The sequence below is a fragment of the Proteus mirabilis HI4320 genome, from assembly GCF_000069965.1.
In the GTDB taxonomy this organism is placed as follows: Bacteria; Pseudomonadota; Gammaproteobacteria; order Enterobacterales; family Enterobacteriaceae; genus Proteus; species Proteus mirabilis.
In genome coordinates, this window is record NC_010554.1 from 4,000,002 (window position 1) to 4,021,800 (window position 21,799).

The 21,799-nt window shown below is 40.9% G+C and carries 15 protein-coding genes; 7 read left to right on the forward strand and 8 right to left on the reverse strand.

Features of this window, described 5'->3' with window-relative positions; all coding sequences use genetic code 11:
* Positions 1-12: 12 nt before the first annotated feature.
* The 3 genes from degS to zapG all read right to left on the reverse strand — a co-directional run bounded on the left by degS (position 13) and on the right by zapG (position 3,304).
* Complete coding sequence (gene degS, locus PMI_RS18235) at positions 13-1,083, reverse strand: outer membrane-stress sensor serine endopeptidase DegS (protein ID WP_004245290.1); 1,071 nt, start codon at positions 1,081-1,083, stop codon at positions 13-15.
* A 191-nt stretch (positions 1,084-1,274) separates the two neighbouring features.
* Positions 1,275-2,666 carry a serine endoprotease DegQ gene (gene degQ / locus PMI_RS18240; RefSeq protein ID WP_004248924.1) on the reverse strand — a complete coding sequence of 464 codons (1,392 nt, stop codon included), beginning with the start codon at positions 2,664-2,666 and terminating at the stop codon, positions 1,275-1,277.
* A 233-nt stretch (positions 2,667-2,899) separates the two neighbouring features.
* Positions 2,900-3,304: a Z-ring associated protein ZapG gene (zapG, locus tag PMI_RS18245; RefSeq protein ID WP_004245287.1), complete on the reverse strand. Its 405-nt coding sequence runs from the start codon at positions 3,302-3,304 to the stop codon at positions 2,900-2,902.
* 202 nt (positions 3,305-3,506) lie between these two features.
* Between zapG and zapE the strand changes: the two genes are divergently transcribed.
* The 5 genes from zapE (at position 3,507) to sspB (ending at position 7,704) form a co-directional block, all read left to right on the forward strand.
* The gene (gene zapE / locus PMI_RS18250; protein ID WP_012368840.1) at positions 3,507-4,625 is read left to right on the forward strand and encodes a cell division protein ZapE; all 1,119 of its coding nucleotides are present in this window, start codon (positions 3,507-3,509) and stop codon (positions 4,623-4,625) included.
* 449 nt (positions 4,626-5,074) lie between these two features.
* Positions 5,075-5,503: a 50S ribosomal protein L13 gene (gene rplM, locus PMI_RS18255; protein WP_004245285.1), complete on the forward strand. Its 429-nt coding sequence runs from the start codon at positions 5,075-5,077 to the stop codon at positions 5,501-5,503.
* 15 nt (positions 5,504-5,518) lie between these two features.
* The gene (gene rpsI / locus PMI_RS18260) at positions 5,519-5,911 is read left to right on the forward strand and encodes a 30S ribosomal protein S9 (RefSeq protein ID WP_004245284.1); all 393 of its coding nucleotides are present in this window, start codon (positions 5,519-5,521) and stop codon (positions 5,909-5,911) included.
* Between the two features lie 635 nt (positions 5,912-6,546).
* On the forward strand, positions 6,547-7,188 hold the full coding sequence (sspA, locus tag PMI_RS18265; RefSeq protein WP_004245282.1) for a stringent starvation protein SspA: 642 nt from the start codon (positions 6,547-6,549) through the stop codon (positions 7,186-7,188).
* A 6-nt stretch (positions 7,189-7,194) separates the two neighbouring features.
* The gene (gene sspB / locus PMI_RS18270) at positions 7,195-7,704 is read left to right on the forward strand and encodes a ClpXP protease specificity-enhancing factor (protein ID WP_012368841.1); all 510 of its coding nucleotides are present in this window, start codon (positions 7,195-7,197) and stop codon (positions 7,702-7,704) included.
* 79 nt (positions 7,705-7,783) lie between these two features.
* Here sspB and PMI_RS18275 read toward each other — a convergent pair whose 3' ends face one another.
* The 5 genes from PMI_RS18275 to gltB all read right to left on the reverse strand — a co-directional run bounded on the left by PMI_RS18275 (position 7,784) and on the right by gltB (position 17,903).
* A complete protein-coding gene (locus PMI_RS18275) occupies positions 7,784-8,809 on the reverse strand; it encodes a MerR family transcriptional regulator (RefSeq protein WP_004248926.1) in 1,026 nt (341 codons plus the stop codon).
* Positions 8,810-8,959: 150 nt separating this feature from the next.
* The gene (locus PMI_RS18280; protein WP_004248927.1) at positions 8,960-10,225 is read right to left on the reverse strand and encodes an amidohydrolase; all 1,266 of its coding nucleotides are present in this window, start codon (positions 10,223-10,225) and stop codon (positions 8,960-8,962) included.
* Positions 10,226-10,239: 14 nt separating this feature from the next.
* Positions 10,240-11,514 carry a C4-dicarboxylate transporter DcuC gene (gene dcuC / locus PMI_RS18285; protein WP_004245277.1) on the reverse strand — a complete coding sequence of 425 codons (1,275 nt, stop codon included), beginning with the start codon at positions 11,512-11,514 and terminating at the stop codon, positions 10,240-10,242.
* Positions 11,515-12,037: 523 nt separating this feature from the next.
* Entirely contained in the window at positions 12,038-13,435 is a 1,398-nt protein-coding gene (locus PMI_RS18290) for an FAD-dependent oxidoreductase (RefSeq protein WP_004248929.1), read from the reverse strand.
* Between the two features lie 10 nt (positions 13,436-13,445).
* Positions 13,446-17,903, reverse strand: coding sequence for a glutamate synthase large subunit (gene gltB / locus PMI_RS18295; protein WP_012368843.1), 4,458 nt, complete (start codon positions 17,901-17,903; stop codon positions 13,446-13,448).
* A 666-nt stretch (positions 17,904-18,569) separates the two neighbouring features.
* On the opposite strand from gltB, the gene arcB reads away from it, so the two are divergent.
* Together arcB and elbB are read left to right on the forward strand one after the other, a co-directional pair.
* Positions 18,570-20,906, forward strand: coding sequence for an aerobic respiration two-component sensor histidine kinase ArcB (gene arcB / locus PMI_RS18300; protein ID WP_012368844.1), 2,337 nt, complete (start codon positions 18,570-18,572; stop codon positions 20,904-20,906).
* Between the two features lie 236 nt (positions 20,907-21,142).
* A complete protein-coding gene (elbB, locus tag PMI_RS18305; protein ID WP_012368845.1) occupies positions 21,143-21,793 on the forward strand; it encodes an isoprenoid biosynthesis glyoxalase ElbB in 651 nt (216 codons plus the stop codon).
* The last annotated feature ends 6 nt before the right edge of the window (positions 21,794-21,799 follow it).

Sequence of the window (21,799 nt, forward strand, 5' to 3'; positions counted from 1 at the left end):
AGTTAGCTATGGCTATGACTCTGGCTGATATTCTGAAATTGTGACATCAACATTTATTTCATTACCATCACGTAATAAGGTTACCGGTAAAACGGTACCAGGACGTGTTTCTGCAATATAGTCCATCATCTCCATAGCTGATTTAGCCGGAGCATGGTCGATACTTAAAATGATATCGCCAATTTTCATTCCCGCTTTATCAGCAGGACTATTGGGCGTAATGCGGAAGATACGTAATCCTTGGATCTGTTTAATATCGGTATTTGAAGAGCGAATTTTAGGTAGCTCTTTCGCGGTAATTCCAATAAAACCACGAATAACTCGCCCATCACGGATAAGCTTATTCATAATTTTTACGGCTAATTGTGTTGGAATAGCAAAACCAAGTCCTTCCGCACTGGGGCGATAGCCATTGTAGGTGCCTGAATCAAAGGTCATGGTATTAATACCCACTAACTCACCTTCAGTATTAATCAGTGCCCCCCCTGAATTACCTTCATTAATTGACGCATCGGTTTGAAGGAAGTTTTGGTAACGTGTTGGGCTTAAGCCGACACGTCCTGTGGCACTAATAATACCTTGTGTGATAGTTTGCCCAATATTAAATGGGTTACCAATGGCTAAAACGACGTCACCCACATGAGAAATACGCTTACTATTGATGGGGATGGTAGGTAATTTTTCTGCATCAACTTTTAATACTGCAAGATCGGTTAAGGGATCTGAGCCAATCAATAACCCTTCATAGAGATCACCATTTTGCAAAGCCACAATAATTTGATCTGCATTATTAATAACGTGCTGATTGGTAAGAATATAGCCCCGCGGATCCATAATCACCCCCGCACCTAGCGAGGTCAGCTCGCGCCCTTCTTGAGAAAAGCTTCCCATTGTGCTGCTGTAGACATTAACTACCGCAGGTGCCGCACGGCGCACGGCTTTGTTATAGCTAAATGGGGCATTAAGAAAATCACCATTAATCAGGTGTTCAATAAAGATAGGGCGGATAGAAGGTACCGCAACCAAAAGAATGGCAGCTGTTAAAACACCAATCAAGGTAGATCGCAGTAGCTTGCTTAACATAAAAATCCTGTATTTATGTTTGAATAAGAGGATAGCGTCGTAAGTGTCATGAGAATAGCACAGTTTCGCTTTTGAAAGGATATGTCAGCGTAGAAAATCGTTTTTTAGTGATATGAAATCAAGAAAAAAACCCTATTACCGAAGTAATAGGGCTGAAAGGAACAAATAAATTAGATACAAGTAAGTGGGGTTTAACGCGAGCTGTTACGTAACAGAAGATAAATTTCTTCGTTGCCACGTTTAATGTTTAATGCAAGAACCGGTGGTTTAGCATCGATGGTTTTACGTAAGTCACCTAAGGAGCCAATTGGCATATTGTTGATACCAATAATAAGGTCGCCTTTTTGTAACCCCGATGCTGCTGCCGCTGAGCCTTTCTCCACAGAATCTACAGCAACCGCTTTAACTTGTTTGTTAACATAGTTACTGAGCGTTGCCCCTTGAAGTGCGGGAGAGAAGTTATCCGCTCGCGTTGCATCTGCTGATTGTTTCTCTAGTGTAACTTTGACATCCATTGGTTTTCCTTGGCGGATCAAACCAATCAGGATCTCTTTACCTGGTGGTGTTGTACCAACTTTTGCTCTTAATTCAGCAAAGCTATTAATGCGTTTACCATCAATAGAAATAAGGACATCACCTGGTTTTATACCGGCTTTAGCTGCGGAAGAGTCCGCCAATACTTCACTGACAAAAGCACCGCGTTGGGCATCAATTTTAAAGGATTTCGCTAAATCAGCATTCATTTCAGTGCCGCGAATACCTAAAATACCGCGTTTTACTTCACCATGTGTAATCAGTTGTTGGCTGAGATCACGCGCCATATTACTTGGGATCGCGAAACCAATACCAATATTGCCACCACCTGGTGCTAAAATTGCGGTATTAATACCGATAAGTTCACCATTGAGATTAACTAAAGCACCACCAGAGTTACCACGGTTAATTGATGCATCAGTTTGAATAAAGTTTTCTAACCCTTCCAGATTTAAACCACTACGACCTAAGGCTGAAATAATACCGGAAGTCGCGGTTTGACCTAAACCAAATGGATTACCCACAGCAACCGCAAAGTCACCAACACGTAATTTATCCGAGTCAGTCATTTTAATGGCGGTTAAGTTATTGGGTTTCTCAATTTGTAGCAGGGCGATATCTGTTTGTGGATCGCTACCAATTAATTTGGCGTCAAATTCACGGCCATCATTAATTTGGAGTTGAATTTTATCGGCTCCATCAACAACGTGATTATTGGTTAATACATAACCTTTTTCAGCATCAATAATCACCCCTGAACCTAAGCCTTCAAAAGGGCGGATGCTTTGTTGTTGTGAAGGAAAATTTGGACCAAAGAAAAATTTAAACTCTTCTGGAACCTGCTGGCTTTGTACTCGAGTTCCAGAAACATGCACACTGACCACAGCGGGCAAGACTTTTTCTAGCATTGGAGCCAAGCTAGGTAGTTGTTCTCCAGATGGCATTACCGAAGGCAGGGCGGCCATACTGGTTGCCGGGAGAGTAGAGAGTGATAAACCAACACTCATCGCTAATGCGCTAAGTAGTAATTTTCTTTTTTTAGTCAACATGAATATGAGTCTCTTGATCTTGATATTGTTATCAAAAATATTTATTGCTCAATATGAGCTCGATGTTACTAAGACATATAGAAATAAAGGAAAGTTCATTGGTAAGCTATCAGCAGGGCTTTCTTTTACATGGATTTACAAGACAATAGCTATCTTTAAACCTTCCCATTGAATCATTAACTTTTTACAAAATAATATAAAATAAACGCCACAATAGTTGTGGCGTTTGTGTGTTAATCATCTTTTTTATCGGTAGGTCTAAATAATCCAGATGCCCCTTCGGAATAATCCCGTGGCGGCATTTTGATCGGGGATTGATCATTGGCTGCCTCTGATTCACTTAACCGATAATTAAATGGGTTATCTTGAACAGGCATGTCTGGCATTAACTCATTGGAGCTTTTTGCCATGTGTTGATAAAGTTGGCGGTAGTCTTTCGCCATATTGTCCAGTAGTTCAGCACTTCGAGCAAAGTGGCTGACAAGCTCGTTGCGATATGTATCAAGTTCTTCTTTTTTAGTATCTAATTCTGCTTTTATAGCATCTTGTTGGCGCATGGTTTTATTACCATAACGCATTGCCAGTGCGCCGATAATAAGACCAACAACTAATCCAATCAGTGCATAAACCCAAACCATGGCAACTCCTTTTCATCTAATAGTGAGGACGATGGATTCTTATAACATCATAACCGCTAAAAGGCATGGGTGGAATAATATCCTTAAGCTTAATATGAAAATTCCTGTGTTACATCGATGTTAAAACAATTCTTACTGCTTATAATAGAGGCATTCGCAAGGTATTTACTTATGTCAAAATTTTAAGGATAAGAGAGCATCCATGACCGTTAGCACGCCATTATCACTTTATGAAACCGCGTTACAGCAGGGGGATTATCAACCTGATGAGGTTCAGCGACAAACCGTTCTCCATCTGCAACAGTTATACCATGCATTATTAAACCGGACATCACCAGAAAAAAGTTCTATTACTCAGCGGTTGTTAGGAAAGTTTCGTGCGAAAAAAAGCACAATTGTCCCTGAGCGTGGTGTTTATATGTGGGGAGGGGTTGGGCGAGGTAAAACCTGGTTGATGGATATGTTCTATCAAAGCTTACCCACAGAACGAAAACTGCGTCTGCACTTTCACCGCTTTATGTTACGGGTGCAAGATGAATTAAAAGGCTTACAAGGGCAAGAAAATCCACTGGATATCATTGCTGACGGCTTTAAAGCGCAAACCGATGTACTCTGTTTTGATGAGTTCTTTGTTTCAGATATTACTGATGCGATGATTTTAGGAACATTACTTGAAGCGTTATTTGCCAGAGGTATTACTTTAGTGGCGACATCTAATATTCCCCCTGATGATCTCTATCGCAATGGACTACAACGCGCACGTTTTTTACCTGCTATAGAACAAATAAAAAGCCATTGTGAAATTTTGAATGTTGATGCGGGGATTGATTATCGCTTAAGAACATTAACTCAAGCCCATCTATTTTTATCTCCATTAACAGAGCATAACCGCCAGCAAATGGATAAAATTTTTACTCAGCTTGCCAGCAGTAGTGAAGTTGTATTCGCGCCCACATTAACCATTAATCATCGTCCAATGGTAATGAGAAAAGTGGCTAATGGTGTACTGGCGGTTAACTTTGATACGTTATGTGTACAAGCGCGGAGTCAACTTGATTATATTGAATTATCAAAGCACTATCACACTGTGTTGCTTTATGAAATGGTGCAGATGGGGAGTAGAAATGAAGATGTTGCCCGTCGTTTCTTAGCATTGGTTGATGAGTTCTATGAGCGTAAGGTGAAACTAATTATTAATGCTGATGTTGAGATGAGCGAGATTTATCAAGGGCAATTTTTACGTTTTGAATACCAACGTTGTTTATCGCGTTTGCAAGAAATGCAAAGTGAAGAGTATCTTTCACAGCCTCATCTCGCTTAATTGTTAAAGAAACTCTGTTTTGATTATGGTAGGATGGCGCTCATTGTAACGCTTGATGCTATTGATTGTTATAAAAATGGCAAAACGGTACTTATTAAGTGATTACAATCGCTTTGGCAAGGGAGAATGCTTCTCTTCAGGTGGTAATAGTTGATGACAGAGATGGCGAGTAGGCTAACAAAAATAGCGCCATAAGGTATTTTTTGCTGAAATATTGAAAAAGAATCCAATTGTTTTTCAATTATGACTCGATTTTTTTTTCTGACTTCTCTATAATCTTGCGACCCCACGTTGCAGCAAGTTTTTTATTTCCCAAAAAACTCGCATTTTAGAGTCAGCAGTGCTACTCGAAGGGGTAGGTTTGCTGGACACAAGAGTCGTGTGAACCTCAATAGCATTTGAACCGAGTGTTCACCAACGTGTAACTAAACATTGGGTAATTTTCAATAATGAAAACTTTTACAGCTAAACCAGAAACCGTAAAACGCGACTGGTATGTTGTTGATGCAGACGGCAAAACTTTAGGTCGTTTAGCAACTGAAATCGCACGCCGTTTACGCGGTAAACATAAAGCGGAATACACTCCGCACGTTGATACTGGTGACTACATCATCGTTTTAAACGCTGAGAAAGTAGCGGTAACTGGTCATAAACGTACTGACAAAGTTTACTACCGTCATACTGGTCACGTAGGTGGTATCAAGCAAGCGACTTTCGAAGAGATGATCGCCCGTAGTCCTGAGCGTGTAATCGAAATCGCGGTAAAAGGCATGCTGCCAAAAGGGCCTCTGGGTCGTGCTATGTACCGTAAACTGAAAGTTTACGCAGGCGCTGAGCACAACCACGCGGCACAACAACCGCAAGTTCTGGACATTTAATCGGGATAATAGGCAATGGCTGATAATCAATACTACGGCACAGGTCGCCGCAAAAGTTCTTCCGCACGTGTCTTCATTAAGCCAGGTAGCGGTAATATCGTAATCAACAAACGTAGCCTTGAAGTTTACTTCGGCCGCGAAACAGCACGTATGGTTGTTCGTCAACCGCTGGAATTAGTTGATATGCTTGGTAAACTGGATTTATATATCACTGTTAAAGGTGGTGGTATCTCTGGTCAAGCAGGTGCGATTCGTCACGGTATCACTCGTGCACTGATGGAGTACGATGAGACTCTACGTTCTGATCTGCGTAAAGCTGGTTTCGTTACCCGTGATGCGCGTTCTGTTGAACGTAAAAAAGTGGGTCTGCGCAAAGCACGTCGTCGTCCACAGTTCTCAAAACGTTAATTTGTTATCTTTTAGATATCAATTTGATGTTGAAAAACCCGTCTTTACAGGCGGGTTTTTTTATTTTTAAAATTGTTTTGAAAATGTGGGGTTGTGGCCAAAAAAAGCATGGATTAAAAGCAGATCAAAAATACGTTTTTTTAGAGTTTAATCCTTAGTATCTCTTTTTTATGATATTATAAACTTAGTTTTTGTGTATATTAGCAGATTGAATTGAATTATTCGCATTGTTCACCCTAAGTGACATGAAATCTGATAGAATAGCCTGCTTTAGTGTCTTTCTTTCGACGATTTCTTAATGCTGCATGCTGCCTATGGCCATTTTACTGAGGTTAATGTCCATAAAGAATTTGACAGTCATACCAAAACTATTATGACAAATTGATATTGTGATTGTTTTGGTATTGCTTGATTATGATATGTGCCGCAAAGACAAACGGTTTTTTGAACCTGTAAAATACAATTATCTTAGGATAAGACTATTATGCAGGTGCTACTCAATGTCGTACTCAATGAAGTTAAGTTATTTATAACTTTTTAAGTTAACGGCATGAGTCTGTTTGTCTTGTAGGAATGGGGGAATGGAAGATGCATAAGCATGTTTGTTCCTTTAATTGATTAACTTGGAGGTTTTCATGGCTGTCGCTGCCAACAAACGTTCGGTAATGACTTTGTTTTCCGGTCCGACTGATATTTTCAGCCATCAGGTCAGAATTGTCCTTGCGGAGAAAGGTGTCAGTGTTGAAATTGAACAGGTTGAAGCTGGTAATCTTCCACAAGATCTTATCGATCTTAACCCGTACCAGAGTGTGCCGACTTTGGTCGATCGTGAACTGACTTTATATGATTCACGTATTATTATGGAATATCTTGATGAACGCTTCCCTCATCCTCCTTTGATGCCAGTGTATCCTGTTGCTCGTGGTAGTAGCCGTTTAATGATGCATCGCATTGAACAAGATTGGTACTCTTTAATGAATGTTATTGAAAAGGGTAACGATCAACAAGCTAATGCAGCACGTAAACAACTCGCCGAAGAGCTATTGGCGGTATCTCCGGTATTTAAAGAATACCCTTATTTTATGAGTGAAGAGTTTAGCTTAGTGGATTGCTACCTAGCTCCTCTCTTATGGCGTTTACCTGTATTAGGCGTGGATTTAAGCGGTGCAGGTGCGAAAGATGTACAAATTTATATGCAACGTGTTTTTGAGCGGGATTCTTTCCTTGCGTCATTAACCGAAGCAGAGCGCGAAATGCGTTTACCTTCAAGAGGATAATAGAGCATGGAGATTAAGGATATGTCTCCGCGCCGTCCGCATTTATTGCGTGCGCATTATGATTGGATCCTTGAAAACGAGTTAACCCCCCACTTAGTGGTAGATGTTAATGTCGTGGGTGTTCAAGTCCCTATGGAATATGCGCACGATGGTCAAATCGTACTAAATATTTCTCCTTTTGCGGTAAGTCATCTTGAATTGATGCCGCATCAGGTACTATTTAGTGCAAGCTTTGGTGGTGTACCTCGTAAAGTGCGCGTACCTATGGCGGCTGTAATAGCAATATATGCGCGAGAAAATGGTGCGGGTATGATGTTTGAGCCAGAGCCAGCCTATGAGGAAGGTTATACACCATCATTGATGGATGATGAGCAGCAAGACGGCAGTTCAGCTTCGGCCACTGAAGGACTGTCTTTAGTGAAAGATGAGACACAGGCTGAAAACCCATCTTCTCCAGATGATGATCCTGAGCCTCCTCGTCCAACAGGTCGCCCATCATTGCGTGTAGTGAAATAAATAACGTTTTTATTTTCATTGCATAAAGCCCAGTTAAATACTGGGCTTTTTTTATATCTATTTGATTTTTCAATTAACGCTATTTTTGCACTAGCAAACTAATAGCCGTAAATAAATATTGACCAATCTCAGGTGTCATCCATGTACCTTTAGCGATTTCATGATCAGTTTGATAAATGGTACGGATCTTGGCCTGAATATCACTATCACCCTGTGTAAACTGATTGAACATATTTAGCCACATCTTAGCGAGGTTTTGCACCTGCTCTGAATCTGCTTTTTCTCCGCAAGTGAGTGCATTATATAATCCAGAAATAAGCTCAGGCCAGACACTGCCAGCATCAAAATAGTGCTGATGTACTACGGCAAATTGTTCCGGAGTCAGATGAGGTTTAAAAACAGATAATTGATATTCGCTAAAGCCTTTAGCAACAAAATCTATCATCTGTTTAGTAATACCGGTAGCCGTCGCAAACTTATCATCAGAAATATGCATTTTATTTAAACGGACAAAAAAGTCGGGATTTCCCCCAGTATCTTGCTCTAAAGCTATCATCCACTCTCTTGAAACTTGCATGGCTTCATTTGAATCGGCAGATTTACCTTGTTTAATCAAATTATTGACAGTTGAAATACGCTGTTGCCATGCTTGGCTTTTTAATGTGTGCGCAGTATAGAGGGGTAACTGCGCTAATTCAGAATAAGTAAAATATTTATCGTACATAGACATCATCTCCAATAAAGAAAACCAGTCATGTTGCGTAAATGGAGTGCCTGTTTGTATTTGTTGTTGAACATGCTCTAGCTGATAACGCAATTTGGCAATTTGTTGCATTTGCGTGGTTAATTGGCTAATGCGCTCTTCAATTAAACAAGCTATCTCTGCACTATGACCATTAAGAATATGACCGATGTCTTTCAGTTTGACGCCAATTTGACGTAGCATTTGAATTTGCGTTAATCGCTCTATGCTTTTCATATCATAGAGTCGATAACCTGCATCGGTTCTTGCAGTCGGTTGCAATAAACCTATCTCTTCATAATGATGGAGAGTACGGACCGTTAATCCCGTCTTTTTAGCGATCTCTCCTACTTGAAATAGCATATCTTCACCTCCTGTATGTCATGCAGGTTAAAACCTCACGTAACGTAAGGGTCAATAGGTTAATTTAAATTTTTTTGTACGATAAAACAGCATAAAAAAACGCCCTATAGTGATATAGAGCGTTTTAATCAGTCAATTAAATAAAAGAGATTATTTCAGTAATTCTTCTAAACAACCCGTATAAAGATTTACCGCAGTCATCAGTTGTTGTTCATCAAAATCAAAGCCTGCTTGGTGATGTCCGGCAGTTCTATCGGCACCAACAATAAAGTAAAGAGATTTACCACCACAGCGTTGTACTCGTTTTGCTAACACCGTTGCATCTTCACTTCCGCCGAATGGACGGGTTGGGATCGCAGTGAGTTCTGGGTGTTTACCCACCACTTTGGCCATCACATCAATCAGTTCTTGGTCATTGGTTAAATCAACCGCTTCCCCCATCACTTCGCTTTCCATTTCTAATTGGAAGCTATGTGCGGCACCTTCTGCCATACGTACAGCATTGGCAGCCATAAAGCTATTGATCTCTTCATTCTCACCACGCACTTCGATTTGCATTTCGGCATTGGCAGGAGTGACGTTACGACCTTCACCAGCTTTTAATACCCCAATATTAATACGAGACATCCCCTTACCATGGCGAGAGATCCCCAGCATTTGTGTTGCGGCATGGCAAGCGCCTGCTAATGCGTTACGACCTAGCTCTGGCTCTGCCCCCGCATGAGAAGGCGTACCTTTAAAACGGAAATCATATTTAGTGGTACATAAAAAATGAGTTGGGTTAAGAACGATTTCACCACTATTGGCGATAAAGCCTAAGTGTGAGCCTAAGAAGTAATTTGCATCATCAGCAATGCCACTTTCCGCCATTGCTCTTGCACCACGAACGCCTTCTTCTGCGGGTTGGAATAAAATTTTTACTTTACCGCTCACTTTATCTTTATTGTCGACTAACCAGTGAGCAACCCCTAAACCAATAGTAATATGACCATCATGACCACAAGCATGCATTTCGCCTGGATGACAAGAGGCGAAATTTTCTACCTGTGGACGATGTTGAGTCTCTGTTGTTTCTGTTACCCCAACACAGTCAATATCAAAACGTAGTGCAACAGTAGGCCCTGGTTTGCCACTATCGAAAATAGCGACACAACCCGTAAGCTCTTGCATTTCATCAAGCAGTGCTTCGTCAACATGGTGTTTTCTTGCTACCGCCAATCCTTTTTCAACCACTTGACGACGGCGTCCAAAAGCAAAGTCTTGGTTAATAACTTCAGGGCCGACTTTAACTTCTAATCCTAAGCCACGTAGCACTTTGACGATTTTGGCAGTAGTTAAAAATTCAGACCAGCCAATTTCAGGGTATTGGTGAAATTCGCGACGCCATTTAATTAATTGTTCTAGTGAAACTGACATAATCATTTCTCCACTTATAACATGAATAACGCAACAGCGATGACGCCGATAATCATACCCGGTGCAGTACGTTTTGCGATTTCCATAGGGTTGATATTGGCAAGACCAGCACAAACAATGGCTGCCCCTGCTAATGGTGACATTGTACGACCTAATGCGCCTGATAATGCTGCTGCCATACCCATGTCAGGAATTTCATAACCAAATTGTGCAGCGTGTGGTGTGACGGTTTCGTTGAAAGCAAATGCTGCAGCATCACCAGAGCCAGTAATAATCCCCATTAAGAATGGCCCTAATGTACCACCCCAACGGGCAAATTCAGGTGAGTGAGTTAAGAAGTTGATAAAGGCATCAATCAGACCTGATGCTTTTAGACCGGCTGCAAATACGGCTGCTGCGATAATGATCCCCAGCACATCCCCATAAGCATTACCCATCCCTTTAAAGAACTCTTTAGTAATTTGAGCCGGATTGGTTAATGTGATGATCAGTGCATAAATGGCACCAATTAACATTGCTGCTGGCACAGATAGTTTAAAAGTACTAAATGTTTCGAAGAAAGGCAGTATTAATAGAATTAATGGGATAAAAGGCGCAGTTGCATATAAATAATTAGGGCGTACTGCTTCTGGTGTTGCTTGAGAAGATGAGTTGGCGACATCTGTGGCTACAGAAGAGACTTTAAACTCTTTTTTCACTAAAGCGACAACAGCGAGTGAAACTGCTGCTATTGCTCCTGCCATTAAACTATATGGGCTATGGCGAGCGATTAAATCGACGACTTCCATATTGGCCATATTCGCTACAAAAGCGTTATGTGACATACCAGGGCTTAACATGGAACCGATAGTACCACATAACACCGCACCACCTGCGATTGCGGGGTGAATACGTGCCGCGATTAATAACGGAATAAGCGTTGCACCAACGGCCGCTGCACATCCGGCTGCTGATGGGATCGCAATATTAATAAAATAAGTGACGATCACTGTTGCTGGAATAAGAAAGAAACCAAGACGAGTCAGGACTTTTGATAAAACATGGACTAAGTGCATATCGCACTTGGTGTATTTCATCACGTAGGCAAAACCCATACTTGAACAGATAGCTTGAATTAATGATGATGAAACCATGCGATCACTAAATGCAGTGAAAGCATCGAGCGGTGTCAGACTTAAAATACATAACAATAAGCCGGCACCGATCAATACCATACGGGTTTCATATTTTTTTATTAGCAAATAGACCGTTACGATAATAACGGCTACGGCTATAAGTTGCATCACCATGGTGATCCCCTAGTTAATTATGACAATGTGCTTAATGAATAAAATAACCCAATATCAATAAGTTATATTTTTCGGTAAAGTTATCAGGTAATTCCATTATGAAGTTGCTAGGCTGACAATATTTGATTGTTATCAAGTTTGCGCACTGAAATAAAATCTATTTTTTTAGACTGTGATGTTATTAACAATTGCAGTCAAATAATGATGGACAAAAATTAGCGTAAAAGTTAAATAAAAATAGATAAAGTAAAAATTAGGAAAATAAATTAAATTAACTATAGAGCATAGATGTTATTTTTATACAAAATAAAACAACTATTTTTTGTAGAAAGGTGTTGGAGGAAATTATTATTAAACAATAATGAGAATAATTATTAAAATAGTTGTTTTTAGGAGGGGGGATTAATATTTATAATAGTTAAAAATAAATTACCCCATTTTAATAAAACAGGGTAATTTATAAATAAAATTGTATTGTTACTATTTTAGTATTAAAGATAAGTAATATTGAATATTGCTATCTTTAACAAGATAAATAACGCAAGATCCCTTCCGCTGCTTCTCTTCCTTGTGCTATCGCGGTGACCACCAGATCGGAGCCTCTTACAATATCACCTCCAGCAAACACCTTAGGATTGGTCGTTTGCAAAGGTAATAGTGGATCATCATTAATAATAATTCTACCCGATGATGCGTATTGAATATTATTTTCATCTAACCACGGATAGTGTGCAGGTTTAAAACCAAATGCAAGAATAACCGCATCTGCGGATAATATATGTTCGCTGCCTTCTATATATTTTAATTCCCCGTTGGTTTGTGTTTTTATTACACGAACACCGATGACGTTATTATTAGCATCTACTTCAATATCAAGGGGTTGGCGATTAAATAAAAATTCGCCACCTTCTTCTTTGGCATTTTTTACTTCACGTTTAGAGCCGGGCATATTATTTTCATCGCGACGATAAACACAAGTTACTTTAGTGGCACCTTGGCGAATAGCGGTTCGTACACAATCCATCGCCGTATCCCCACCCCCTAACACCACCACGTGCTTTTTATTGAGGTCGATATAAGGTGATTGGGGATCTTCTGCATAACCCATTAAATGGCGAGTATTACCAATTAAATAAGGTAAGGCATTATAAACCCCCATTGCGTTCTCATGGGCAAAATGACCACTCAAACTTTGATAAGTACCCAAGCCAAGGAAAACAGCATCATATTGCTCTATCAGTGTTTTTAGTGAGATATCTTTGCCTATTTCTGTATTAAGACAAAAGGTTATTCCCATTTCGCTAAATAACTCGCGTCGTCTTACCATCAGCGATTTTTCAAGTTTAAAAGAGGGAATACCGAAAGTGAGTAATCCACCGATTTCAGGGTGTTTATCATAGACTACGGGTTTTACTCCTTGGCGGATCAGCACATCAGCACAAGCCAATCCCGCAGGGCCTGCACCAATAATGGCGACTTTTTTATCTGTCATGGTGACTTGAGACAGGGAAGGGCGCCAGCCCAGCGCAAAGGCGGTATCATTGATATAGCGTTCTATATTACCAATAGTGACCGCACCAAATTCATCATTTAACGTACAAGCGCCTTCGCATAATCGGTCTTGTGGACAAACACGACCACAGATTTCCGGTAAGCTATTGGTTTGATGAGAAAGCTCTGCTGCTTCTATTATTCGTCCTTCATTGGCTAATTTTAGCCAATTAGGGATATAGTTATGCACTGGGCATTTCCATTCACAATAAGGATTACCACAGTCTAAACAGCGATCGGCTTGTGCAGAGGCTTGCTCAGCAGAAAATGCCTCATAAATCTCGACAAACTCAATTTTACGCACAGCTAACGGCTTTTTAGTCGGTTCAACGCGATTTAAGTCGATAAATTGATACACATTCTGACCCATCATTTTTCTCCTATTGTGCCTGAACGCGTAATTCAGCGACTGAACGGCGAGGATGACCTAATAAGGCATGAACATCACTCGATTTAGGTTTGACTAATTTAAAGTGTTGTGACCAATATTCCCATTGAGAAAGTAGTCTTTCTCCTTGTTGGGAGCCAGTTAGCCGTACATGCTCTGCGATCATACCGCGAAGATGCTCTGCCAAAATCGCATAATTAGCCACGGGAAGAAGCTCAATAGAGGCGTTATTGATCCGTTGTGATAGTGTGGTATCTTCATCTAACAGATAGGCAAAGCCCCCCGTCATCCCTGCACCAAAGTTAATCCCTGTTTTACCAAGAATACAGACAATACCGCCGGTCATATATTCGCAGCCATTATCCCCAACCCCTTCAATCACCGCAATGGCGCCAGAGTTTCTGACTGCAAAACGTTCACCCGCTAATCCAGATGCATACAGTTTTCCACCTGTTGCGCCATATAAACAGGTATTTCCCATAATCGTGGTCTGATGGGCTTTAAAGGCAGAACCGACTGGCGGTGAAATAACAATGCGTCCACCCGCCATGCCTTTCCCGACATAATCATTGGCATCACCCACTAAGGTTAATTCCACCCCTTGCGCATTCCAGACGCCAAAACTTTGACCAGCAGTACCCGTAAAGTGAAGTTTTATTGGTGTAGCAGATAAACCACTTTCACCATAGGTTTTGGCAATGAGCCCGGATAACGTGGCTCCCACTGAACGGTCTGTGTTACGAATGGAAAAATAGTGGGTTTGGCTTATCTTTTGTTCGACGCCCGTGATGGTTTGCGCAACAATACGTTGATTTAATTCTCCTTTATCATAAGTATCATTGTGCTCCTGACAATAGAGCGCTTTACCTGTAGGAGAGGTAGCGGTTTCTAATAATCCTGTGAGTGATAATTTTTGCTGCTTACTGGTTATCCCCTCTAAGCAAGAAAGCAAATCCGTTCTGCCGATTAAATCGGTTATTTTCCTTACGCCAAGTTGTGCCATAAGTTCACGGGTTTCTTGGGCAATAAAGCGGAAATAGTTGATAACGCGCTCAGGTAAACCATGAAAATGTTGGCGACGTAGGGTTTCATCTTGGGTTGCAACCCCCATAGCGCAATTATTTAAATGGCAAATTCGCAGATATTTACAGCCTAACGCCACCATTGGCCCGGTACCGAAACCAAAACTTTCAGCTCCTAAAATGGCCGCTTTTATAATATCAACCCCCGTTTTTAATCCACCATCAACTTGTAAGCGCACTTTATGACGCAGATTGTTGGCAACTAATGCTTGTTGCGCTTCTACTAGCCCTAATTCCCAAGGGCTACCTGCATATTTAACTGACGTTAATGGGCTGGCACCAGTACCGCCGTCATAACCTGCAATAGTAATTAAGTCTGCATAAGCTTTAGCGACTCCGGTGGCGATTGTACCAACGCCCGGCTCAGAGACCAGTTTGACAGAAATAAGCGCACGGGGATTAATCTGTTTTAAATCGAAAATCAGTTGTGCTAAATCTTCAATAGAGTAGATATCATGATGGGGAGGCGGGGAAATCAGTGTGACGCCCGGTACGGCATAACGCAGTTGCGCAATATAGGGCGTAACTTTATCACCGGGTAACTGGCCACCTTCACCGGGTTTTGCCCCTTGTGCCACTTTGATTTGTAATACATCGGCACTCATTAGATAAGACGGCGTGACACCGAAACGACCTGAAGCTATCTGTTTGATACGCGAAACTTTGTTGGTGTTGTAGCGTGCCGGATCTTCACCACCTTCTCCAGAGTTTGAAAATCCGCCTAAGGTATTCATTGCTTGCGCAAGGGCTTCATGGGCTTCTTTACTTAATGCACCAATTGACATCGCCGCAGTATCAAAGCGTTTAAACAGTTCACTTTCTGCTTCGACATCTTCAATTGCAATAGGGGTTGTGTCATTGAGAGCTAATAGATCACGTAAGGTGGTAATAGGGCGTTGTTGCACTAATTGGGAATAATGTTGGTAATCAGCATAGTCACCACTATTTACCGCTTTTTGCAACGCTTGAACCACATCAGGATTATAGGCGTGATATTCTCCTTGATGGGTATATTTTAATAACCCACCAGCGTCTAGAGGATAGCGAGTTAGCCAAGCACGTTTGGATAGATTAAATAAGTCTTGTTCAAAATCGCTAAAATCTGCACCGTTAATACGATTATCAACCCCATCGAAGCAACGTTTAACGACATTATCATGCAACCCTACGGCTTCAAATAGCTGTGAGCAACGGTAAGAGGCAACGGTGGAGATCCCCATTTTGGACATTATCTTATACAGACCTTTGTTGATCCCATTGCGATAATTGAGCATGACTTGCGCATAAGTACCCGACAATATTTTTTTATCGACTCGTTGCGCTAAGGATTCATAAGCCAAGTAAGGGTAAATAGCGGTTGCGCCAAAACCTAATAGTACAGCGAAGTGGTGGGGATCACGGGCGCTTGCGGTTTCAACAATAATATTGGCATCACAGCGTAAATTATTATCTACCAAGGCTTTTTGTACCGCGCCTACTGCCATAGGCGCAGGAATAGGTAATCGCGCTTGAGTGATATTTCTGTCGGATAAAACCAGTAATACTGCACCACGATTAACCGCTTGTTGCGCCGTTTCACATAAGATGTGTAGTGCGGTTTCTAAATTATTTTCAGTCGGTTGATAGGTGATATCTAGCGTGATGGATGAATAATAAGGGCTTTCTTGATTGAGTAATTGTTGAAAATCACTATAAAGCAAAATGGGTGATTTAAAACTGAGGCGATGGGCTTGTCCTTCCGCTTCACTAAAGACATTCATTTCGCGACCAATACAGGTTGCTAAAGACATCACATGCGCTTCTCTTAATGGATCAATCGGCGGATTGGTCACTTGCGCAAATTTTTGTCTAAAATAGTCATAAATTAAGCGTGGGCGCTGAGAAAGTACGGCAAAAGGCGTGTCATCTCCCATCGAGCCGGTGGCTTCCTGCCCATTTTCAGCCAGTACATGCAAAATCGTTTCCAGCTCTTCTTGGCTATAAGCGAACTGTTTTTGGTATGTCGCCAGTAAGCTATCATCAAAAGCGCGCTCTCCTGTCGCTTGTGGCTCAGGCAATTGCTCAAAAGGGATCAGGCGTTTAACGTTACGCTCCAACCAAAGTTTATACGGGTGTCGCCTTTTTAAATCTTCGTCAGTTTCAGCAGAATGTAAAATGCGACCTTGATAAGTATCTATTACCATTAGTTCGCCAGGGCCGACACGCCCTTTTTCTAGAACTTCATCAGGTTGATAATCCCAAATGCCAATTTCAGAAGCACAGGTAATAATATTATCGGTCGTGATAACATAGCGAGCTGGACGCAGGCCATTTCTATCGAGTGTACAGGCTGCATAGCGACCGTCAGATAACACGATCCCCGCAGGTCCATCCCAAGGCTCCATATGCATAGAGTTAAAATCAAAAAAAGCACGTAGATCATCATCCATTTGTGGATTATTTTGCCATGCGGGTGGCACTAATAGGCGCATAGCGCGGACAATATCCATCCCCCCATTAAGAAAGAGTTCGAGCATATTATCCAGTGAGCTTGAGTCTGAGCCACTCTCATTTACAAAAGGCGCTGCAGTTTGTAAATCGGGGATCAGCGGCGTATGAAATTTATAGGCTCTTGCTCTTGCCCATTGACGATTTCCGGTAATGGTATTGATTTCACCATTATGGGCAAGATAGCGAAAGGGCTGCGCAAGCGGCCATTTTGGGGTGGTATTGGTGGAAAAACGTTGATGAAAAAGACAGATGGACGATTCCATCCGTAAATCCGCTAAGTCAGTAAAAAAGCGAGGCAAATCAATTGCCATGCACAGCCCTTTATAGACAGTCACTAAATTAGAGAGGCTACAAATATAAAAATCATTATCGGTAATACGTTTTTCAATTCGGCGACGAGCGACAAATAAGCGGCGCTCAATATCATTAATACGCCATCCGGCAGGTGCATTGACAAAAATTTGTTCTATTGACGGTAAAGAAGAGAGGGCGATACTGCCTAAAATATCTGTGTTAGTTGGTACTTTACGCCAGCCAACGATAGAGAGTGTTTCTCGTTGCAATTCTTCTTCAACAATTTGACGGCACTGTGCAGCGATAGCATTATCTTGGCTTAGAAACAGCATGCCTACTGCGTAATTGTTCGCTAAATGCCAGCCATTTTCTTCGGCAATTAACTGAAAAAAGCGCGTTGGTTTTTGTAATAATAACCCACAACCATCGCCGGTTTTTCCATCAGAAAGGATCGCGCCACGATGTTGCATACGGGCAAGGCCATGGATCGCATTTCTGACAATTTTATGGCTGGCTTTCCCCTCAATATGGGCTATTAACCCAAAACCACAATTCTCTTTTTCCGCTGTTTTTTGATAGAGCATAGTTTGCTTCCTACTCAGTTTATGGGCACCTCAAGAACGAGCGCAAAAGGAACGATTTTGTCTCAAGGGTGTAGGTAAATTTATGGGTGCTCATCGGGTGATGGTGTCTTTAGCTTTGCTATCTCGGTTTTTTATTTTGCTAAGCTACTAGTCAAATTATCGATAAATAAAAAACAGGTCAATCAGCAAGGATATTTGACTATAGCCAGCGTGATGCGTGTTTTTTTTCTTTAATTATTTGATAAATAAAAATATTATTTGAAAATTATTTCATTGGTTATGGGATGGTGAGTGTGAGCTATCTCACTTTTTTTACGGGGTTCTGCTTTATTGCATTCTTTGATGTTAGATAATGCCAGTGAATTTATCTTAATTATTAATCTATTTTAGTATTTTATTGTTTTTATACTTTTTATCTAAAAAAAGACAAATTGCATTTTTTAATTTCTCTCTTTGGTAAAGAATATAACTATTATTTATGTAATACCTCTATAAATTGTTTTTATAAATACCCTCGGGAAAAAGGAGGATCACTGATACAAAATAATGCAAAGGCAAGATACAAGGTGAAAAATCGTGTTTTGGCTACAATTTTCTGAATGTTCACCACTTCGTCAATGTATTTTTAAGGTATCATTCTCTAGATTCAATCTATTGGAGTTTTCAATGAAATTGCTCAAAGGGCTTGCCCAATATTATGTAGATTTAATGATGAGGCTAGGGTTAATCCGCTTCTCATTACTGTTAGCATCCGCATTGGTTGTATTAGCGATGGTCGTACAGATGGCCGTGACATTCCTACTTGCCGGTGATGTCACTAGTATCGATCTGGTACGCTCTATCTTCTTTGGTTTGATTATTACCCCTTGGGCTGTCTATTTTCTTTCCGTGGTGGTAGAGCAACTTGAAGAATCACGACGTCGTTTATCGCGGATGGTCGATAAATTAGGCGTAATGCGACAGCGAGACTTAGAGCTGAATTCACAATTAAAAGAGAATATTGAGCAATTAAATTTAGAGATCCAAGAGCGTGAAAAAGTAGAAAAAGCCCATCTTGAACTATTGGAAAAACTCAAAAGTGAAATGAAGCGTCGTGAATTGACGCAAATTGAACTAGAGCAACAATCTTCCTTGTTACGCTCCTTCTTAGATGCCTCGCCAGATCTGGTCTACTATCGCAACGAAGATAATGAATTTTCTGGTTGTAACCGTGCTACAGAGCTATTGACCGGTAAAAGTGAAAAGCAATTAATTGGCTTAACACCTCTGGATGTGTATGACGAAGATATCGCCGTCAAAGTGATGGAAACCGATGAGAAAGTCTTTCGCCATAATGTGTCACTCACTTATGAGCAGTGGTTGGTGTATCCGGATGGGCGTAAAGCGTGTTTTGAGTTACGCAAAGTGCCCTTTTATGACCGAATTGGTAAGCGTCACGGCTTAATGGGCTTTGGACGTGACATTACAGAGCGTAAGCGCTATCAAGACGCGTTAGAAAATGCTAGCCGTGATAAGACCACCTTTATTTCTACAATCAGCCATGAGCTACGTACGCCGCTTAATGGGATTGTGGGGTTAAGTCGTATTTTATTGGATACCGAATTATCACCAGAACAGCTCAACTACTTAAAAACTATCCATGTCAGTGCCATAACGTTAGGTAATATTTTTAATGATGTGATTGAAATGGATAAAATTGAGCGCAGAAAGATCCAGCTTGATAATCAACCTATCGACTTTACTGAATTTATCTCTGATTTAGAAAACCTATCGGGATTATTAGTCCAACCTAAAGGGTTAAAATTCACCTTAGAAGCGCAAGAAACGTTACCGCATAAAATTACCACCGATGGGACTCGTTTGCGTCAAATCTTATGGAACTTAATTGGTAATGCGGTGAAATTTACCCAAGAAGGGGAAATTAAAGTACGTATTTGGCAAGAAGCGCCTGATAAGTTGTTCTTTGAGGTGAAAGATAGTGGTATTGGTATCCCTCAAGGTGAACTTGAGAAAATCTTTGCCATGTACTATCAGGTCAACGACAGTCAAGGTGGACGTTCTGCAACGGGAACAGGTATTGGTCTTGCTGTCTCAAAACGCTTAGCACAGCATATGGGAGGCGATATTCATGTGGAGAGTGAGTTAGGACATGGTTCTATCTTTACGCTTTCCATTGTCGCTCCTGCGATTAAAGAGCAAAGTGATTTTGAAGAGGATGATGAATTATTGCTTCCTGCCCTTAATATCTTACTGGTTGAGGATATTGAGCTAAATGTTATCGTAGCATGTTCAGTATTAGAAAAATTAGGCAACATGGTAGATGTGGCGATGACTGGGCAAGAGGCTTTGCAAATGTTTAAGCCGGGTGAATACGATTTAGTGCTGTTAGACATTCAATTACCTGATATGACCGGATTTGATATTTCAAGAAAATTACGTCAAGAGTTTGATAGCAGTGAATTGCCGCCATTGATTGCCTTAACCGCCAATGTCTTAAAAGACAAAAAAGAGTATTTAGACGCTGGAATGAATGATGTGCTCAGTAAACCGCTTTCTGTGGATGCGTTGACAGCCATTATTAATAAATTCTGGGGAGATGAAGCGGTTTCCGTGACATCTAGTGAGTCACCTCAATTGTTGAGTAAAAATGAAGAGTTACTCGATATCGACATGCTGAATCAATACATCGAACTTGTCGGACCTCAATTAATCACGGATGGTTTAGATGTTTTTGAAAAGATGATGCCAAGTTACCTGTCTGTCCTTGAATCTAATCTGACGGCACGTGATCAAAAGGGCATCACTGAGGAAGGACATAAAATCAAAGGCGCGGCAGGCTCTATAGGTTTAAAACATTTACAGCAACTGGCAAAACAGATCCAATCTCCAGAATTACCTGCATGGTGGGATAATGTTCAGGAATGGGTAGACGAGTTAGAAAGAGATTGGAGAAAGGATGTAGAAAGTTTAAGAAACTGGTTGGCAGACGCTAGAAAAAAATAACCCCAACCGAAGGTTGGGGTGCGCGAATACTGCGCCAACACCAGGGAAACTTTTCTACTCGCTTTTTTGATTATCATTACATAGGCGAATAGGATGAAGCTATTCCATACATCATACAAGCAACAAAATAGCAAATATAAGTTTTTTTGTTACAAGAAACATTTAAATATGTGATGGCGATTGGTGTTTACACCTATAAATGGGTAACTAGTAATCTACTACAAATGGAGAAAGATATGAAATCAATTGCGGTAATTTTAAGTGGTTGTGGTGTCTTTGATGGCAGTGAAATTCACGAATCAGTGCTCACAATGCTTGCTTTAAGCCAAAATAAAGCTGAGGTTCATTATTTTTCACCTAATGATTTTCAACCTACTGTAATTAATCATATTACTGGAGAAGAAAAAGCAGAAAAAAGGAATATGATGGAGGAGGCTTCGCGTATTTCTCGTGGAAAAATATCGCCTTTATCAGATGCTAAGGCTGAAAACTTTGATGCGGTAATTATCCCCGGAGGTTTTGGTGCAGCAAAGAACTTATGTAATTTCGCCACGAAAGGTGTTCAGTGTGAAATTAACCAACAGCTCTTAACTTTTGTTCAAAAGATGCATCAACAGAAAAAACCACTAGGTTTAATGTGTATCGCCCCCGTTATGTTACCAAAGATGTTAAATGCCCCAGTAAAACTAACCATTGGTAATGATGCAAAAACGGCAGAAATGATCACCGAAATGGGAGGGATACATATTAATTGTCCTGTCGACGAAATAGTGGTTGATGATGAGTATCGGGTTGTGACCACCCCTGCATATATGCTGGCAGAATCGATAGCACAAGCGCAGGTGGGGATTGAGAAGCTGGTTAAAAAAGTACTAGAAATGGCATAACAATAG

Coding starts and splice junctions, on each gene's coding strand:
- rpsI (WP_004245284.1), top strand. CDS start 5,519: ATGGCTGATAATCAATACTACGGCACAGGTCGCCGCAAAAGTTCTTCC.
- PMI_RS18290 (WP_004248929.1), bottom strand. CDS start 13,435: ATGGGTCAGAATGTGTATCAATTTATCGACTTAAATCGCGTTGAACCG.
- elbB (WP_012368845.1), top strand. CDS start 21,143: ATGAAATCAATTGCGGTAATTTTAAGTGGTTGTGGTGTCTTTGATGGC.
- degS (WP_004245290.1), bottom strand. CDS start 1,083: ATGTTAAGCAAGCTACTGCGATCTACCTTGATTGGTGTTTTAACAGCT.
- rplM (WP_004245285.1), top strand. CDS start 5,075: ATGAAAACTTTTACAGCTAAACCAGAAACCGTAAAACGCGACTGGTAT.
- zapG (WP_004245287.1), bottom strand. CDS start 3,304: ATGGTTTGGGTTTATGCACTGATTGGATTAGTTGTTGGTCTTATTATC.
- sspA (WP_004245282.1), top strand. CDS start 6,547: ATGGCTGTCGCTGCCAACAAACGTTCGGTAATGACTTTGTTTTCCGGT.
- PMI_RS18275 (WP_004248926.1), bottom strand. CDS start 8,809: ATGCTATTTCAAGTAGGAGAGATCGCTAAAAAGACGGGATTAACGGTC.
- PMI_RS18280 (WP_004248927.1), bottom strand. CDS start 10,225: ATGTCAGTTTCACTAGAACAATTAATTAAATGGCGTCGCGAATTTCAC.
- dcuC (WP_004245277.1), bottom strand. CDS start 11,514: ATGGTGATGCAACTTATAGCCGTAGCCGTTATTATCGTAACGGTCTAT.
- gltB (WP_012368843.1), bottom strand. CDS start 17,903: ATGCTCTATCAAAAAACAGCGGAAAAAGAGAATTGTGGTTTTGGGTTA.
- arcB (WP_012368844.1), top strand. CDS start 18,570: ATGAAATTGCTCAAAGGGCTTGCCCAATATTATGTAGATTTAATGATG.
- degQ (WP_004248924.1), bottom strand. CDS start 2,666: ATGTTGACTAAAAAAAGAAAATTACTACTTAGCGCATTAGCGATGAGT.
- sspB (WP_012368841.1), top strand. CDS start 7,195: ATGGAGATTAAGGATATGTCTCCGCGCCGTCCGCATTTATTGCGTGCG.
- zapE (WP_012368840.1), top strand. CDS start 3,507: ATGACCGTTAGCACGCCATTATCACTTTATGAAACCGCGTTACAGCAG.